Raw genomic sequence first — 18,061 nt, forward strand, 5'->3', positions numbered from 1 at the left:
TTGCAGGATGCACGTTAACAGGAGCGCACAAATGTCAGGGGACGGACACCAGCAGACAATTCATCTTGTCCAACTGACCGACTGTCATTTGTATGCCGATGAACAGACAGAACTGCTTGGACTGGATACCCACGCCAGCCTGCAAGCCGTCATCGATCAGGTGCTGCAGCAAATCCCGACGATTGATCTGGTGCTGGCGACGGGTGATATCGCCCAGGATGCATCCGTTGCGGCTTATCAGCATTTTATGCGCGCCGCCAGGCGCTTGCCGGCGCCCTGTTGCTGGATTCCGGGAAACCACGATGATGCCGAACGCATGCTTGATCTGGGTGCCGCCGATGCCCTGAATCAGCCCTGGTACGATATTGGCCCATGGCGCATCATCATGCTCGACTCGAGCGTTGCCGGCAGTGTCGCCGGCCGCCTCGCACCGGAACAGTTCACACTGCTCGAGCAGGCGCTGGCCAGTGCCGGCGAGCGTCATATACTGCTGACGCTGCACCATCATCCGGTGGATATCGGTTGTGACTGGATGCGCCCGATCGGGCTGCACAATGCCGATCAGCTGTTTCAGCGCATTGAGGATGATCCACGGGTGAAAGTGGTCCTCTGGGGGCATATTCATCAGGATTACGACGAGCAACGCGGTCATATGCGTTTGCTGGCTACACCGTCCACCTGTATCCAGTTCGCCCCTGATAGCCGGGAATTTTCTACCGATACCCAGGCCCCGGGTTACCGCTGGCTGCGTCTGTATCCGGACGGCAGTCTGGACACAGCCGTCGAGCGGGTAGCGCATGGCCGGTTCGTTGCTGATCCTGAAGCCAGCGGCTATTGAATCGCTCAATGCTGTCCGGGCTACAGGCCTCACATACGTGAGCCCAGGTTTTTCCCGCTTTTCCCATGAGCGCTTGACAGCCTGCCAACAAGAACGCGGCCCACGCTAAACTCCCAGCGGTAACGAGACGTTGAATGTGAACACGACACAGTCACCCTTTGCGCAAGGGCGCCATGACAATAATATCGGTTTTCTGCGTTTGGCCGGCGCTTTCTTGGTGCTCTTCGGGCATAACTGGGTGTTGTTTTATGGCCCGGGAGTCAACATTGATCCGCTGAGCCGCTGGATCCTTGGCAATCAGTTGAGCCACGAACTCATTCACGGTATCGGCATCAATCTGTTTTTTGTTCTCTCCGGCTTTCTGATCTCGAAAAGCTTTGTATCCAGTCAGGGCTTGCTGCGCTTTTGCATTGCCCGCGTCCTGCGTATCTATCCGGCATTGATCATCAACGTACTCTTGACCGTATTCGTGCTGGGCGCCTTGTTGAGCACCTTGCCACTGCAGGCGTATCTGCAGCATGACATGACCTGGATGTATCTCTGGAACAATGCCAGCCTGATAAAAGTCACCCATATATTGCCCGGTGTGTTTAACGACAACGTCTACCCTGACGCGGTCAACGGTTCGCTCTGGAGCCTCCCTCTGGAGATGAGCATGTATGTATTTGCCTTTTTCTTCGGTGTGCTGATGCTCTATCGCAACCGCCTGCTGGGAGCCGCGTTCATTGCGTCTCTGGTGGTTGGTTACTTTGTGGCCACTGAAGTCTTTGGTCAGCAGCCGCTCTTGACCAGGGGCTTGTTCATGGTGGTAGTGCATTTCATGCTCGGCATGCTGCTCTACATGTTCCGTGATCTCGTGCTGCTGCGATTCTGGTTGGCGTTGCTGCTGTACGTGCCGGTTGTGCTCATGCCCCCTGGCCCCGCATTCGAACTGATGTCATCCCTGGCGTTTGCTTACCTGGTGCTCTGGCTGGCGTATACGCCCCGGCTGCGTTTACCGCGAGTAGAGCGGTATGGCGATATGTCTTACGGGCTGTATCTCTATGCCTTTCCGGTTCAGCAGTGGCTGATTCATATGCAGCTGTCATCCGTATGGGCGGTCCTGATGGCCGCCAGTGTCATCTGTCTGTCATTGGCCATGCTCTCCTGGCACCTGGTTGAGCAGCGCAGCCTGCAATGGGTAACCCCGCTCAACAATGGTTTGCGCAGCGGTTTGCAGCGGGTTGGGCTCCAGGCGCGTTGGCTGTAGTTGAAGGCGCCCCTTGGCAGCAAGCAAGCCTGACGGCTACTATGCGGACTGCTTGTTTGCCCGCGCAGCCTGCGGGCGCCCCGATTGATCGAGGATAACCAGACGCTTTATGTCCGATACCTATAATGCCGACGCGCTGGAAGTACTCAGCGGCCTGGACCCGGTACGCCGCCGTCCGGGCATGTATACCGACACCACTCGCCCCAATCACCTGGCGCAGGAAGTCATCGACAACAGTGTCGACGAAGCCCTTGCCGGCCATGCCCGCCAGATCAACGTCATCCTGCATGCCGACAATGCACTGGAAGTGTCCGACGATGGCCGTGGCATGCCGGTGGATATTCACCCGGAGGAGGGCGTATCCGGGGTCGAACTGATTTTTACCCGTTTGCACGCCGGTGGTAAGTTTTCCAACAAGAATTATCAGTTCTCCGGTGGTTTGCACGGCGTGGGTATTTCCGTGGTCAACGCGCTCTCGCTCAAAGTCGAAGTACGGGTCAAGCGTGACGGTCAGGAATACTGCATGACCTTCGCCAGTGGCGAAAAAACCAGCGAACTGGAAGTGGTCGGTACCGTCGGCAAGCGCAATACCGGTACCAGCGTGATTTTCTGGCCTGATGAGAGTTATTTCGATACCCCGAAATTCAGCATCAGCCGACTCAAGCACCTGCTCAAGGCCAAAGCCGTATTGTGCCCTGGCCTGCGGGTGGATTTTGACGATCGCCAGAATGGCGAAAAAGTCAGCTGGTTTTATGAAGACGGCCTTACCGATTATCTGCGTGACTCCTGCGCCGACTGGCCAACCCTGCCGGACGCCCCCTTTACCGGATCATTCAGTGCACGTCAGGAAGCGGTCGACTGGGCCTTGCTCTGGTTGCCTGAAGGCGGCGAACTGATTCAGGAAAGCTACGTCAATCTGATCCCGACTGCCCAGGGCGGTACGCATGTCAACGGCCTGCGTGCCGGACTGCTGGAAGCCATTCGTGAGTTCTGCGAGTTCCGCAACCTGCTGCCGCGAGGCGTCAAGCTGGCACCGGAAGACGTCTGGGAGCGGGTCAGCTACGTGCTCTCGGTAAAAATGTCCGAGGCCCAGTTCTCCGGTCAGACCAAAGAACGCCTGTCTTCACGGGAAACCGCCGCTTTTGTGTCCGGTGTGGTCAAGGACGCCTTCAGCCTGTGGCTCAACCAGCATGCCGACATTGGTCAGCAGCTGGCGGAAATGGCCATCAACCATGCCCATCGCCGGCTCAAGGCCGGCAAGAAGATCGAACGCAAACGGGTCACCCAGGGGCCGGCGCTGCCCGGCAAGCTGGCCGACTGCGTCGGTCAGGACAGTCGCCGTTCAGAGCTGTTTCTGGTTGAGGGTGACTCCGCCGGTGGCAGCGCCAAGCAGGCGCGGGACAAGGAATTTCAGGCGGTCATGCCGCTGCGTGGCAAGATTCTCAACACCTGGGAAGTAGACTCGACCCAGGTACTCGGGTCGCAGGAAGTACATGACATCGCCGTCGCCATTGGCGTCGATCCCGGCTCGCCAGACCTGCAACAGCTGCGCTACGGCAAGATCTGCATACTCGCCGACGCCGACTCTGATGGCCTGCACATTGCCACGCTGCTGTGTGCACTCTTCGTGCGTCACTTCCAGCCACTGGTCGCCGCCGGGCATGTGTTTGTCGCCATGCCGCCGCTGTACCGGGTCGATATCGGCAAGGAAACCTATTACGCCCTGGATGATTCAGAGCGTCAGGGCATCCTTGATCGCATCGAAGCCGAAGGCAAGCGCGGCAAGGTTCAGGTCACCCGCTTCAAGGGGTTGGGCGAAATGAATCCTCTGCAGCTGCGCGAAACCACCATGGCCCGTGACACTCGCCGTCTGGTGCAGTTGACCATCGACGACATGCCCGGTACCGAAGCGCTGATGGATATGCTGCTGGCGAAAAAACGCTCACCGGATCGCAAAGCCTGGCTGGAAAGCAAAGGCAACCTGGCCGAGGTGCTGTTGTGAATCGGGTGGTGCATGGCTGAGGGCAATACCCGGCGTACCGGAACCATCATGCTGGTCCTGGCCTGGGTGGCAGGCATGGCATTGGCCGTGCAGTGGTTTTCCGGCGTTGAAGAGCGCCAGCTCAATCCCAACCTGGATCCGCAATCCCGGGTTACCGCCGAGGCGGTAGAAGTGCGCCTGGAGCGCAACCGTCACGGGCATTACATCGCCGGCGGCCGCATCAATGGCCGCAATGTGACCTTTTTGCTGGATACGGGTGCCACCTTCGTGGCGCTGCCCGCCAGCCTGGCAAGTGATCTGGGCCTGTCGCGTGGCCGGCCCATCATGGTGCAAACCGCCAACGGCACCACCAAAAGCTACAGCACCCTGCTGGACAGTCTGGAGCTGGGAGATATTCGTTTACACGACGTTCGTGCCGGGATCGTACCCGGCATGGGCGGAGACGAGGTGCTGCTCGGTATGAGCGCCCTCCAACAACTGGATTTCAGTCAGCAGGGCAATGAATTGATCCTGCGGCACTATCGTTAAGGAAGCACTGATTAAGCAGGTTCAGTGTTTCAGCCTGATAGGCGCTGACCGGTTCTGGACACGCCGTGAACCCATCCATGGGGGCTCGTAGATGCCATCCATGGCATCTAACGGTCCAGAACCGGTCAGCGCCTACTAGGCTGCCGAAGTTATGTGCAGTTAATCAGTACTTCCTGGCTGAGCGTCTGATTTTCCGAGAAGGCAATGCGGAGTCAAATAGGAGCGATTCCCGGCCACCGGGAATCGCTCCGGGCACGTATACCGAAGTTAATAGAGCCGAATACTGAATGCTTTGTAATGTGAACCGTCATACAAGACCCCGGCAGATACCGGGGCACAAGGGGGAATGGCATGAGTGACAGTCTGGACCTGAGTCTGGAAGGGGTAGAGCAGCGGCCGCTGTCCGCCTTTACCGAAGAGGCCTATCTCAACTACTCCATGTACGTCATCATGGATCGGGCCCTGCCGCACATCGGCGACGGCCTCAAGCCGGTACAACGGCGCATCATCTTCGCCATGAGCGAGCTGGGCCTCGCTGCGACGGCCAAGTACAAGAAATCCGCGCGTACCGTCGGTGATGTCCTGGGTAAATACCACCCGCATGGCGACTCTGCCTGTTACGAAGCCATGGTGCTGATGGCGCAGCCTTTCTCCTACCGCTATCCGCTGGTAGACGGTCAGGGCAACTGGGGCGCACCGGATGATCCCAAGTCCTTCGCCGCCATGCGCTATACCGAATCTCGCCTCGACCGTTACAGCGAAACATTGCTCAGCGAACTGGGGCAGGGCACCGTTGATTGGCAACCCAATTTCGACGGCACCATGGATGAACCCATGGTACTTCCCGCCCGCCTGCCCAACCTGCTGCTGAACGGTACCACCGGCATTGCCGTCGGTATGGCCACCGACATTCCCCCGCACAACCTGCGTGAAGTCGCCGCCGCCTGTGTGCGCCTGCTGGAAGACCCCGGCGCTGGTCTGGATGAACTCTGTGAGCACATCCAGGGTCCGGACTATCCGACCGAAGCGGAAATCATCACCCCGCGCAAAGACCTGCTCAATCTGTACGCCACAGGCCGAGGCTCCATCCGCTGTCGCGCAGTCTGGAACCGGGAAGACTGCGAGGTGGTCATTACCGCCCTGCCACACCAGGTATCCGGGGCCAAGGTGCTGGAACAGATTGCCGGGCAGATGCAGGCGAAAAAGTTGCCCATGGTCGCCGACCTGCGCGATGAATCGGATCATGAAAACCCTACCCGCATCGTCATCGTGCCGCGCTCCAACCGGGTCGACCTCGACGACCTGATGAAGCACCTTTTCGCCACCACTGATCTGGAGCACAGCTACCGGGTCAACATGAACGTGATTGGCACCGACGGTCGCCCGGCAGTCAAGGACCTGCGCGGCCTGCTCAGCGAATGGCTCGGCTTCCGCGTGTCTACCGTGCGTCGCCGCCTGCAATACCGCCTGGACAAGGTGCTGGCTCGCCTGCATCTGCTGGATGGCTTGCTGATCGCCTTCCTCAATCTGGATGAAGTGATTCACATCATTCGCACCGAAGAGCATCCGCGTGCCGAATTGATGAAACGCTTCGGGCTGACCGAAGTACAGGCCGACTACATCCTGGATACCCGCTTGCGCCAATTGGCGCGGCTGGAAGAAATGAAAATCAAGGGTGAGCAGGACGCACTGGAAAAGGAACGTGATGGTCTGGAGAAAATCCTTGGCAGCGAAAAACGCCTGCGCAACAAGGTGCGAGACGAACTGATCGCCGATGCCGAAGCCTATGGTGATGACCGCCGTTCACCCCTGGTCGAGCGCGAAGAAGCCAAAGCCTTGTCGGAAACCGCCTTGCTGCCCTCCGAGCCGGTCACCGTGGTGTTGTCGGAAAAAGGCTGGGTGCGCTGCGCCAAGGGGCATGATGTCGATGGCCCTGGTCTGGCTTACAAGGCTGGTGACAACTTCCGCTCCCAGGCTGCCGGTCGCTCCAATCAGCAGGCTGTATTCCTCGATTCCAGCGGTCGCAGTTATTCCTTGCCCACGCATACGTTGCCCTCGGCACGTGGCCAGGGTGAACCGCTGACTGGACGCCTGAGCCCGCCACCAGGCGCCGTATTCGACAGTGTCCTGATGCCGGAAGACAACGGCCTGTATCTGATCGCTTCAGATGCCGGTTACGGCTTTATCGTCGAGGGCAGTGACCTGCAAGCGAAGAACAAGAACGGCAAAACGTTGCTCACGTTGCCTGAGGGCGGCAAGGTGATTGCTCCGGTGCCGGTCCACAACCGCCAAGAGGACAAGGTCGTCGCGGTCAGCAACGAAGGGCGTTTGCTGGTGTTCCCGGTGGCGGACCTGCCGCAACTGTCCAAAGGCAAGGGCAACAAGATTATCTCGCTGCCTTCGGCGCGGGTGAAAAACCGCGAGGAGTTCATCACCGGGCTGGTGGTGCTGCGGCCCGGTGCCAACCTGATGCTGACAGCGGGTAAGCGTACCCTGACCCTGAAACCCGGTGATCTGGAGCATTACCACGGTGAACGTGGGCGGCGCGGCAACAAGCTGCCGCGCGGCTTCCAGAAAGTCGATGCCATGGACGTTGAGCCTACAACGGGTGAGTGATCACTGCCGTGGGTCGGTGGCGGCCTGAAGGGGAATGTCTCGCCATTCCCCGGGCTGCAGACCGTCCAGCTGCCACTGGCCAATGCTGACCCTGACCAGACGCAGGGTCGGCAAGCCGACGGCTGCCGTCATGCGCCGGACCTGACGATTGCGGCCCTCACGGATGCTGATGCTTAACCAGCGGGTGGGTACCGTTTTGCGAAAGCGTACCGGCGGATCACGTGGCCACAGGTCCGGCTCCGCGATCAGTTCGACCTCGGCGGGGCGGGTAGGGCCATCATTCAGCACCGGGCCGGATCGCAACTGATCCAGTTGCTCAGCCGTCGGTTCACCTTCCACCTGTACCCAGTAGGTTTTCTGCAATTTGTGCCGCGGGTCGGCAATCCGCGCCTGCAAGCGGCCATCATTGGTCAGCAAGAGCAGCCCTTCACTGTCCCGGTCAAGACGCCCTGCGGGATAGACATCGCGCAGCGGCAGCAGATCCTTCAGTGTTTGCCGCCCCTGAGCATCCGTGAACTGGGTCAGTACATTGTAGGGCTTGTTCAGTGCTATCAGGCGAGGCGTGGCAGGTGGTCGTTTCGCTACTCTGCGCGGCCGCCCGGTTGACCTGGCGGCGTGCCCTGAATGTCGCATCGTCATGAACGCTGCTGGTAGATGTGGTTGAGCTGTTTTTCCAGTAGCGACTGATAGGGCTCATTCAGTCGCTCAATGCAGTGTATGTCCGGCTGGCTGGCCAGGCGGCGGGTCAAGACCAGTGATTTGACCGCCTCTTGCTCGGCCATGGCGGCATCCACCAGCAATAGATTCCGGCTGTGCTGAAGGTGATCGAGAATCGACTGACAGCCTTCGTCGGCAAGCAACGCAGAGAGGCTGTCATGCGCCGCACAGCGCCCAAGCGCTAGACGCATGTGAACCGCCTGGCCGGTGTCGGCAATTTCGATTTGCAAATCGTGCGCCAGAATGCGCAGTAATTCGCCACAGCACAACGCTTGTTTCAGCGTGGCAGAATTATCCTCGTCGAAGGCAAAGCTGATCAGGGTGCCCCCATCTTCCAGGGCTTGCAGGCTGCCGGAATACAGCCTGGCGGCCTGTTGTACATGCGAACGGTAGCGCTCCAGCAAGGCCAGCAAGCGCTGGCGGGGCAATCGTTGCAAGGTATCGAGCGGACCAATGCCCACGGCCAGGACCAGGGTCTGAGCCTGGTCAGTGACCGCTGTTGCTGGCTCGGCAGCCTCTTGCCCATCAATGTCAGCCTTGGCCGCTTCGGTCGGCGGATCAGCCACCACCACGTCTTCGGCTGCTGCTTCAAGATCTTCGTCCGTAATGCCCGCAGTCAGGTCAATGACCAGATGATGGGTCGCTGTTGCCGACTCGGCGTCAGTGACGGTGGCGTCATCATCCTCGGTACTGATGTCCTCAAGAACCGGCAGGGGCTGGTCGATAATACGCCGCTGCAACAGACGCTGGGCCAGCTCGCCGAGTTCATCCTTTCGCCCTGCCCCCGGTGGTGGTTGATCCTGCTCGGCTGACCAGTTACCCAGTTGCTGCAATAATTGCCGCAAACGGGTACCGAAAAACCAGGCCTGGGTGCCTGCCAGCAACAACAGAAACAGGGTAATCATCTGCAGGGTGTTGAGCAGGTTGCCCAGAGGGGTACGGAAAGGTTCGCCGGCCAGGCTGATATGCAGGCGCCCGACCAGGTTATCCTGATGCTGGATGCTGGCAATATAGGTACCTTCTCCCGGGGCCAGCTCATCAGCGTGGCGTGGTCGCCCGCTTTCGGCCAGTATCCGGTTGTCAGCCCCGTAGAGTTTGGCCTGGGCAATCAGCGGGTTTTGCCGCCACTGGGCCAATTGCAGGTTAAGGCTCAGTTGATCGTCAGCCTGTAAAGGCCCGAGTAGACTATCCGCAATCTGCCGTGCCAGTTCGTGGCCAATCTCATTCGCCTGATGGGCACTGTCACGCTGCCAGCTATTGTGCAGGAAAAAGGTACTGACCCAGACAATCAGCAGCGGCAATGTCACACACAACAACAAATGGCTGCGCAGTGACCAGCGCAAGGAGCGGAACCTGGCATGTGCGCGAAGAAACAGGTTGTCGGAAGGTTTTGAATGACTCAAGGAAATGACTCGATTGGCACGTGTAGGAGGCTGTTGGCTGCAACCCGGCACAGTATAGCCAGTGTATGCCAACGGCAACAGCCTGGAGTGATGAGCTGGTGGTCAATTGCAGGTAGAATAGCGCGTTAAATGCACGTCCACGGAGTTGCTGCCTTGAACAACATTGTTCTGATCAATATTACTGGCCCGGACCGCCCCGGGTTGACTGCCGCCATTACTGGTTTGCTGGCGCGGGCGCAGGTCAATATCCTGGACATTGGTCAGGCTGTGATTCACGACACCCTGTCGTTCGGTATTCTGGTTGAAATGCATGACTCGGCAGGCCTGTCTGACGTACTCAAGGATGTGCTGTTCCGTGGTTACGAGATGGATCAGCAAGTCCGTTTCACGCCGGTGAGTACCGAAGAGTACCAGCGCTGGGTGACCGGGCAGGGCAAATCACGCCACATTGTTACCCTGCTGGCGCGGCGCATCACCGCCGAACATATTGCCCGGGTCAGCGAAATCACGGCCCGTTACGGGCTCAATATTGACCATATCGATCGCCTGTCCGGGCGGATTCCTGAAGATTTGCCGGCGGATCAGGGCAAGGGGTGCATCGAGTTCTCGGTGCGCGGCGAGCCCGATGATCCGGCGGCGTTGCGCGCGGAATTTCTGACCATTGCCCAGGCGCTGAACGTGGATATTGCTTTCCAGCAAGACAGCCTGTTCCGCCGCAATCGACGCCTGGTGGTGTTTGATATGGACTCGACGCTGATTGATGCGGAAGTGATTGATGAACTGGCCAAGGCAGCCGGCGTCGGCGATCAGGTGGCTGACATCACCGAGCGAGCCATGCGCGGTGAACTCGACTTTCAGGCCAGTTTCCGGGAGCGAATGGCCCTGCTCAAAGGGCTGCCGGAAACGGTACTGGCAGACATCGCCGAACGCCTGCGCTTGACTGAAGGGGCGGAAACCCTGATCGCGCAATTGCGTCGCCTGGGTTACAAAACCGCTATTCTGTCGGGTGGCTTCAACTACTTTGCCGAACGCTTGCAGCAGCGCCTGGGTATCGATTATGTCTACGCCAATGCCCTGCCGATTGCCGATGGCAAGGTAACCGGTGAGGTAGAAGAGCCCATCGTGGATGGCCAGCGCAAGGCCGACCTGCTGCGGGAGCTGGCCCAGCGTGAAGGCATCAGCCTGGAGCAGACCATTGCCGTGGGTGATGGCGCCAATGACCTGCCCATGCTGTCCATCGCCGGGCTTGGTGTGGCGTTCCGAGCCAAGCCGCTGGTCAAGCAGTCGGCAAAGCAGGCTATCTCGACCCTTGGGTTGGACGGCATTCTGTATCTGCTGGGGTTTCGGGACCGGGATGGGGTTTGAGCGCATGCAGGTCAGCGTGCCGTCTCGCTCCAGAGAGTTCAAATAACGGAGTTTTACATGCCCAGCTCGATTCTGGCTTGCCCGCACTGCCTGCGGAAAAATCGCATACCCGCCGAACGCTTGCAGGATTCGCCGGTCTGTGGCGTTTGCAAGCAGCCCCTCTTTATCGGTCAGCCGGTTGAGCTGACGGCCCATAATTTCAATGCGCATGCCAGCAGTGATCTGCCGTTATTGATTGATTTCTGGGCCTCCTGGTGTGGCCCCTGTCGGCAGTTCGCCCCGGTTTTTGCCCAGGCCGCCGCTGAGTTCGAGCCAAGAGTACGCTTCGGCAAGCTGAATACCGAAGAGCAACAACAGTTGGCTGGCCGCTACGCGATACGCAGTATCCCGACCCTGATACTGGTGCATCGAGGCGAAGAAAAAGCCCGCATCAATGGTGCGCTACCACCCGCGCAACTACGCCAATGGCTGCAAGAGCAACTCGGATAATCCCGGCAGGGTTATGTATTCGCTAGCCGAACCATTCAACCAGGGCTTCCTGTGCCAGCAGCTCCCGTTGCAAGGGGCCCGGTACCCAGGAGTGCCAACACTGGGTTGCGGCGGTCAGAAACTCGAACAGGGGTAAGTGCTGGCGCAGAACCCGCCGCTTGCGATGGCCGATAACCGGGTTGAAGAAGCCGAAGTAATCGAACATCTGCCGCGGGTTCTTGCGCACCCAGAGCCAGGAGCCCATTTCCAGGGTAAAGGGCAGGAAAATATTCTCCGTGTACTGTTCGCGGGACTCGTCGTACAGATAATCCCAGAGATCACCATGGGTGGTGTAGTGGATCGATTGCGGCTCGATGATGTAAGGGTGGTGATGCGGGTAGGTGTTATGGAACAGCCGTTTCAGCGCCAGTACCTCGGCAATATGATGGATTGGCCGATGGCTGCGAGCGTAGCTGCACCAGAGACGGTCACGCCGACCAAAGCCGCTATGGCAATCAACACTGATGGCGAAGGGGGCGTGCAGCAGTCGTTGGCGAACCGTATTGACCAGCGCCAGGGCTTCGGCCTGCATGGCTTCGCCACGCTTGCCACGAAACCAGGGCAGGTGACTGCTGATGCGGTGTCCGCTGACCAGCCAGGGTTTGGGCCCCATGGCGTCAATGGGCGCGTTGCGCATCAGATCAACCCCGTTCAGGTTGCTGCGGCGATGATGCCAGATGCCGCCGGGATTGATCATCGGCATAAACACCAGGCGCACCCGTTCAAGCTGCTGACGCAGTGAACTGTCCCAGTCCAGGCGATGGATCAGGCTGTGCAGCCAGGACAGCAGCACCTGCGTGCCGATCCGCTCGACGCCATGCACGCCGCCAAAGAAGCCGATCACCGGCGCACGCGGTGCCCGGCTGCCCAGCTCAATTACTCGAATCGGAATACTGATGCCGTCAATATCCACACTGTGCACAGTCTGGTAGCGCAGGTGCCGGGCACCAGCACGGAGCAGGTTTTCCAGCTCCAGATGTTCGGGTAGGTGTCGTTGAATCAGTGCCGCAGAATCGGTCATGGCCAGCTGCTAGAACAGGGTCTGATCCTGTTTTAGCAGCTGGCCATTGCATCCCTGTGACAGCTCAGGCCTTGGCCCATTCCGCTTCCTGCAGGGCGCGCCAAAGGACCTTGCCCGTCGGTGACTTGGGCAATTCGCTGACGAATTCGATGTGTTTGGGGCACTTGTACGCTGACATGTTCTCCTGGCACCAGGCAATGATCTCTTCGGCTGTTGCCTGCTGACCCCGGGCCAACACAATGACTGCTTTGGTGGTTTCACCCCGGCGCTGATCCGGGCTGGAAATCACACAGGCTTCCTGGATCGCCGGATGGCCAAACAACAGGGCTTCGACTTCCGCTGGCCAGACCTTGAAGCCGGCAGCATTGATCATGCGCTTGACCCGGTCGACGAGGAAGAAGTAGCCCTCATCATCGAAATAACCCAGATCCCCGGTACGGAAAAACCGTTCGCCATCCAGCTCGACAAAAGCGTCTTCGGTTGCTTCCGGCCGGCGCCAGTAACCCTGGAACAATTGCTCGCCCCGCAGCACGATTTCGCCAGTTTCATTCGGGCCGAGTTCATGCAGACCCTCGACATCCACTACGCGTGAATCCACGCCGATAATCGGAATGCCCAGGCATTGGGGTTTGGGCGCGTGGTAGGGGTTCATGTGCGTGGCACTGATGGTTTCCGACAGACCGTACCCTTCGGCGTATTCCAGCCCGGTCTTGGCCATCAGTTTTTCCGCGACAGCGATTGGCATGGCGGCACCACCGCCGCCGATGGCGGCCAGGCTGCTCAGGTCATACTGGTCAATAGCCGGGTCGGACAGCAGATCAATCACCATGGTCGAGATGTTGCGCCAGCTGGTGATCTGCTCCTGCTCAATCAGTTGCGCCGCCGTTTTGCGGTCCCAGCGGGTCATCACCACCTGCGTGCCGCCGATGTAGATACTCGCGTTCATGCACACCTGCATGCCGGTGACGTGGAACATGGGCACCGAGACCAGTTGCACAGTATCGTGCTGGGCATTGCCCCAAACCGAGCAATACACCGTGGTTGCCATTACGCTGTGATGAGTGTGCACGCAGCCCTTCGGATTGCCCGTGGTGCCGGAGCTGTAAGGGATCACGCAGAGGTCATCCGGGCCGGTTGTCAGCGGGCCGGGTTCATACCGGGCGCGCAAGGCATCCTGCCAGGGCGTGACGCCGTCCTGTTCGGGAATATGCGCGGGTAATTGCACGGCTTCGGGTAAATCCAGGGTGGTTTTTTCGCTCAGGTACTCGGAGTAGGCACCACAGATCACTTCTTTCAGGCTGCCATAGCCAACCAGTGGGGCGATATTGTCCAGCAGTTCCAGACCACAGAGCGCAAGGCTGGCCTCGGTATCGTCAATCAGGTATTCCAGCTCGGCCTTGCGGTTCATCGGGTTGACCGGTACCACCACGGCATTGGCACGCAAAATGGCATAGAAGCCAATCACGAATTGCGCGCTGTTCTGCATATACAGCAGCACCCGGTCGCCTGACTGCACGCCGGCTTGTTGCAGATACCCGGCCAGTGCGGTGGCCTGAATGTCGAGGTCGCGGTAGGTCAGGCGGCTGCCGTAATAGATGATCGCCGGGTGATCCGGGTAGCGCAGGGCGGATACCGTCAGGTTGCTGTACAGGCTGGTTTTGGGCAGGTCGAGAAAATGTGGCACTTGTTCCGGCCAAACGGCGTAATGGCGATCAAACATGGGCCCGGGTACTCCTCTGGATGATTATTATTCGACCAGATTAACCCGTACGGGTGATGGGTTAAAGGGCTAACACCGACGCTGTTGATGGCTCATAAATGACCTGGGTCGGGAACCGGGATTCTGGTGTACTGTCATACCTGCAGTCTCTTCATTAAGGTGAAAACGCACGATGAATACCCGTGGCTTGCTCGATCAACTCCTGAAATCCGGTTCTGACTTGTTAAACGGCGGTACTGCAGGTCAACAACCTGCGGCGCAAACTCAACGTAGCGCGACATCACCTGTAGGCAGTCTGTTGGCGGGCGCGGGTGGTGGTGCCGCTATCAGCTTGTTACTGGGCAGTAAAAAAGCCCGCAAGCTTGGCGGCAAAGCTGTGGTCTATGGCGGTGCCGCGGCGCTTGGGGTGGTCGCTTGGAAGGCATGGCAGAATTATCAGCGTGGACAGTCGGTACCGGCCGGTCAATCAGAGCCTCAGACAATTGACCGTTTGCCGGCGCCACAGGCAGAGCAGCATAGTCAGGCGATATTGCGGGCACTGATTGCTGCTGCCAAGGCTGACGGCCATATTGACCAGCGCGAGCGTGAAATGATTGATGCCGAGATTGCCCGCATCAGCAGCGACCCTACCTTGCTTCAGTGGTTTGACCGCGAGTTGCAAAAGCCACTGGATCCGGCTGAAGTCGCTGCGGCTGCCGACACGCCTGCATTGGCGGCTGAAATGTATCTGGCCAGTCTGTTGATGATTGATCAACAAAGTTTTATGGAAAAGGCTTATCTGGATGAACTGGCACGTCAGCTGGATTTGCCTGCAGCCTTGCGCAGCGAGCTTGAAGCACAGGCCTTCAGCCTCAGCTAAATCGGTCTTGGTTGTCAGGCTGGCCTTCTGCCCGACTGACATAACCTGAGCACGGTATTGAGCAGAGTATCGCTGGCAGCAGGTTTCACCAGGCTGGCATCAAATGTCAGGTCAGGGGTTTCACTGTGCGCTTGAGGCGGCAAGCCGGAATACAGCACGACCGGTAATGCCGGATACAGCTTGCGCACCTGATCCAGCAGATGCCAGCCGCTCATGTCGGGCATCAGCTGGTCGGTAATGATCAGGTCCACGCGGGTGTGAGTCAGTTTTTCCAGTGCCTGACTGCCATTTGCCACCGGCAGGGTGTCGAAACCGTAGCCGCCAAGCAATTCGGCCAGATTGAGTCGGGTTGCTTCAGTATCATCGACCAGCATGATCACATAGCCATTGCCATCCAGTGCCTTTACCCGCTTATCAATAAATACCTGTTCGATATGGGATTCATCTGTGGCGGTCACTTCCAGTACAAAACTGAAGCAACTGCCGTCTGTCTCCGAGTCCGCTATGTCCAGTTGGCTGCCCATTTGGCCAAGCAACTCGGATACGATTGCCAGCCCCAGGCCATAGCCCTTGTCCTGCGTGTTGCCCTGATTGAAGGGCTGAGTAAGCTGTTGCCGTAACTCGGGTCGAATGCCCGGACCACTATCACACACCCGGAAAATCAGCGCTATCGTGTTGTTGCCCATCGGCTGGCCATCAACTGCGCAGAGAATCTCGCCGTCACGGGTGAATTTGGCTGCATTGTCCAGCAAATTGCGCAGCACACGGTGCACCTTGCGAAAATCCATCTTCACCAGCACCGGCAGGGATTGGCTGGTCGTGAGCCTGAACGCATTGCTTTGACGCTCCGCCAACAGCCGGCCCTCTTCTTCAATTTCACGCAAGAATGAGAACAGGTAGCCCGATTCGCTGACCAGCTCGCGTTGCTCGATATCCCCTCGGGCGTAATCCATCAGATCATCCAGCAAAAAGAGTTGCTGTTGTGTCGATCGAATTATATTTGTGGCCGCCGCAGACTGCTCCTTGAGCATCAATTGCCGGGCGTAATCAAGGGTCTGCGTCAGTGGAGAGCGCAGATCATGGGTAATGCGGGCGAGAAAGTTTCCGCGTGACTGCAAGGCGGCTTTCAACTGTCGGGTTCTCAGTTCAACCGCCTTTTCCAGGCGCTGGCGCGTCGCTTGCTGCAATTTCTCTACCCGCTGTTGCAGGGCGAGTTCATTGCGACGGTTTTTCCAGGCAGTGGCCACCAGGGTAATGATCAACAGGGCGGACAGCAGCAGGTTCGAATCCAGCGCCAGATGATCCTGACCATAAAAAAGCGGCGCCTCTTCCTGAACCTCGAATAAAAGCCTGAAACCGGGCAAGGTTATGAACAGGGAAAAGCACCATGCAAGAACGGGTAAGCGGATTTTGTTCCGGTACGCAATGAACAGCAGTGTCGGATAAATGAAGTAGGTGGCAATGCGGTAAAACTCGAACCAATCCCGTGCCGTCAGGCTGTCACCAAGGCCCCAATACACCAGCGTCATCAAACCGACGGCGGCCTGTATCCAGAACCCATAACGTACTATCCGCGAGAACCGGTTGAGTTCGAAAAGCTGATAGACGTAAGCAAACAAGGTAACTTGAGCAGCCGGGCTGAGAGTGGCTACCAATGTGCGAGACCAGGGCAGCAAGTCGGGAAAATAGAACAGGTATCCGTTGACGACCAGCGTCAGCAGAAAATAGTTCAGCATCCAGAGTACATTGAAAAGTACAAGCCATGAGCGGTATATCAGACTCATGACCAGGCCGAAAGGAGCCAGCAGCAATACCAGCCCAAAAATCACGCCGTCCCGGAACGAGCTGATGTGGCGTTCTTGCACAACCTGCTGATAATCGGTTAATGCCGGATCAACATGTATGCGACTGCGTGTTTCGATACGGACGAAGGCAAGGCCCGAATGGGTTGGCTCCAGGACGATCGGAAAGCCGGGATTGTGATGTGCATCGGCCCACTCGGATACCGGGTGACGGCTACCCGCAACGGATTCCAGCCAGCGGCCGTTTACCAGCTGATAAAGGCGCTGATCCTCGATTCTGGATTCGCCCATGCTCAGCCTGTACTGGCAGGGCACCTGCTCATCCAGGTCCAGCCGTAACCTGAACCAGAAAGCGTCAGCGGAAAAGGTCGGCAGTTCATCCAGGCTGCCACGCCAACGGCTCTCGGGAAGCTCGAGTAGTCTCTCAGGTGTCAGGTCTTTGTCATGATCAATGAGCCAACCATCAATGTGTACGCTGGCATCGGCACAACCATCACTGGCCATAACCGCAACAGGCAGAGCAAACAGACAAACCAGAAGCAGGAATAAACGACCAGCACGGTCAATAACGGAACGCATCATGGCTGAAAGGATTTCCGGTACTCCCTGGGCGGGATCCCTTCATGACTTTTGAATGCGGTAGCAAAATTGGCTGAATTGCTGAAACCGACTGAGGCGGCAATATCGTCAATCGGGAGCTGAGTACCTCGCAACAGGTGTTTGGCCTGCTGCAATCGAAGCTCGCGGATATAGGCAAATACCGTCATGCCGTGGCGCTGACGAAAAACGCCCAGCAAGCGTTTCTGATTGGTGCCAACGGATTTGGCCAGATCATCCAGGGAAGGAGGCTCTGCCAGATTCTCGAGAATCAGCCGGGTCGCAGCGCGAATGAGTAACTCATCGCAATCGACATGGGGTTGGGCGTCATTCGGTTCAATGGCGTCGGCGGCATGCACTTCTGGCGCCGTTTGCAGCGAACTCAAGCGCAAATGAATGCGGATGCGAGCCAGCACTTCTTCAGCCGCATAAGGCTTGGTAACAAAATCAACCGAGCCTAATTGCAGGCCGGTCAAACGGTCATCCAGTTGCCTGGTGCTAGACAGGAAAATGATTGGTGTGCGATTCAGTTTGGGCTCTTCGCGGAGCAAGCGGCAGATGGAAAATCCGTCCATTCCAGGCATATAGAGATCAAGCACAATCAGGTCAGGCTTGAGAGCCAGGGCCAGGTGGTAGCCTTTGCGAGCCACAGAGGCAAGAGAGACGCGCATATTGGCGGATTTCAGGCAGGTTACCAGCGGTGCCAGGTCGTCAAGATTGTCGTCGATCAGCAGGATGTGAGGGGTGTTGACAGGCTTCATGACCGTTGCACTTCATCTGATATGGACGGGATCCTCGGGCAGGTTACAGCGTGAT

At 58.2% G+C, this 18,061-nt stretch carries 14 protein-coding genes; 8 read left to right on the forward strand and 6 right to left on the reverse strand.

What is annotated here, in order from left to right; translation table 11 throughout:
* Positions 1-31: 31 nt before the first annotated feature.
* The 5 genes from cpdA to parC all read left to right on the forward strand — a co-directional run bounded on the left by cpdA (position 32) and on the right by parC (position 7,233).
* A complete protein-coding gene (gene cpdA, locus BLU07_RS04360; RefSeq protein WP_092384523.1) occupies positions 32-838 on the forward strand; it encodes a 3',5'-cyclic-AMP phosphodiesterase in 807 nt (268 codons plus the stop codon).
* A 136-nt stretch (positions 839-974) separates the two neighbouring features.
* Complete coding sequence (locus BLU07_RS04365) at positions 975-2,087, forward strand: acyltransferase family protein (RefSeq protein WP_157719081.1); 1,113 nt, start codon at positions 975-977, stop codon at positions 2,085-2,087.
* Positions 2,088-2,196: 109 nt separating this feature from the next.
* The gene (gene parE, locus BLU07_RS04370; RefSeq protein ID WP_092384527.1) at positions 2,197-4,089 is read left to right on the forward strand and encodes a DNA topoisomerase IV subunit B; all 1,893 of its coding nucleotides are present in this window, start codon (positions 2,197-2,199) and stop codon (positions 4,087-4,089) included.
* Between the two features lie 12 nt (positions 4,090-4,101).
* Positions 4,102-4,617, forward strand: coding sequence for a retropepsin-like aspartic protease family protein (locus BLU07_RS04375; RefSeq protein WP_092384529.1), 516 nt, complete (start codon positions 4,102-4,104; stop codon positions 4,615-4,617).
* Between the two features lie 351 nt (positions 4,618-4,968).
* Positions 4,969-7,233 carry a DNA topoisomerase IV subunit A gene (gene parC / locus BLU07_RS04380; RefSeq protein ID WP_092384531.1) on the forward strand — a complete coding sequence of 755 codons (2,265 nt, stop codon included), beginning with the start codon at positions 4,969-4,971 and terminating at the stop codon, positions 7,231-7,233.
* Here parC and BLU07_RS04385 read toward each other — a convergent pair whose 3' ends face one another.
* The gene (locus tag BLU07_RS04385) at positions 7,234-7,872 is read right to left on the reverse strand and encodes a pseudouridine synthase (RefSeq protein WP_092384533.1); all 639 of its coding nucleotides are present in this window, start codon (positions 7,870-7,872) and stop codon (positions 7,234-7,236) included. It abuts the gene before it with no gap.
* Entirely contained in the window at positions 7,869-9,353 is a 1,485-nt protein-coding gene (locus BLU07_RS04390; protein WP_157719082.1) for a hypothetical protein, read from the reverse strand. The genes BLU07_RS04385 and BLU07_RS04390 overlap by 4 nt, the downstream gene beginning before the upstream one ends.
* Before the next feature lie 153 nt (positions 9,354-9,506).
* On the opposite strand from BLU07_RS04390, the gene serB reads away from it, so the two are divergent.
* Both serB and trxC read left to right on the forward strand, forming a co-directional pair.
* Positions 9,507-10,718, forward strand: coding sequence for a phosphoserine phosphatase SerB (gene serB, locus BLU07_RS04395; protein WP_197675061.1), 1,212 nt, complete (start codon positions 9,507-9,509; stop codon positions 10,716-10,718).
* Between the two features lie 57 nt (positions 10,719-10,775).
* Positions 10,776-11,207 carry a thioredoxin TrxC gene (gene trxC, locus BLU07_RS04400; protein WP_092384539.1) on the forward strand — a complete coding sequence of 144 codons (432 nt, stop codon included), beginning with the start codon at positions 10,776-10,778 and terminating at the stop codon, positions 11,205-11,207.
* 22 nt (positions 11,208-11,229) lie between these two features.
* On the opposite strand, the gene BLU07_RS04405 is transcribed toward trxC, so the two are convergent.
* On the reverse strand, positions 11,230-12,267 hold the full coding sequence (locus tag BLU07_RS04405) for a DUF2817 domain-containing protein (RefSeq protein WP_092384541.1): 1,038 nt from the start codon (positions 12,265-12,267) through the stop codon (positions 11,230-11,232).
* Positions 12,268-12,331: 64 nt separating this feature from the next.
* Positions 12,332-13,987, reverse strand: coding sequence for a long-chain-fatty-acid--CoA ligase (locus BLU07_RS04410; RefSeq protein WP_092384543.1), 1,656 nt, complete (start codon positions 13,985-13,987; stop codon positions 12,332-12,334).
* 172 nt (positions 13,988-14,159) lie between these two features.
* Between BLU07_RS04410 and BLU07_RS04415 the strand changes: the two genes are divergently transcribed.
* Positions 14,160-14,846 (forward strand): tellurite resistance TerB family protein, encoded by a 687-nt coding sequence (locus tag BLU07_RS04415; RefSeq protein ID WP_092384545.1) that lies wholly within the window; start codon positions 14,160-14,162, stop codon positions 14,844-14,846.
* Positions 14,847-14,860: 14 nt separating this feature from the next.
* On the opposite strand, the gene BLU07_RS04420 is transcribed toward BLU07_RS04415, so the two are convergent.
* A complete protein-coding gene (locus tag BLU07_RS04420; protein WP_092384547.1) occupies positions 14,861-17,230 on the reverse strand; it encodes a hybrid sensor histidine kinase/response regulator in 2,370 nt (789 codons plus the stop codon).
* The gene (locus BLU07_RS04425; protein WP_092384549.1) at positions 17,227-18,006 is read right to left on the reverse strand and encodes a response regulator transcription factor; all 780 of its coding nucleotides are present in this window, start codon (positions 18,004-18,006) and stop codon (positions 17,227-17,229) included. The genes BLU07_RS04420 and BLU07_RS04425 overlap by 4 nt, the downstream gene beginning before the upstream one ends.
* Between the last annotated feature and the right edge of the window lie 55 nt (positions 18,007-18,061).

This window comes from Halopseudomonas salegens (genome assembly GCF_900105655.1).
In the GTDB taxonomy this organism is placed as follows: domain Bacteria; phylum Pseudomonadota; class Gammaproteobacteria; order Pseudomonadales; family Pseudomonadaceae; genus Halopseudomonas; species Halopseudomonas salegens.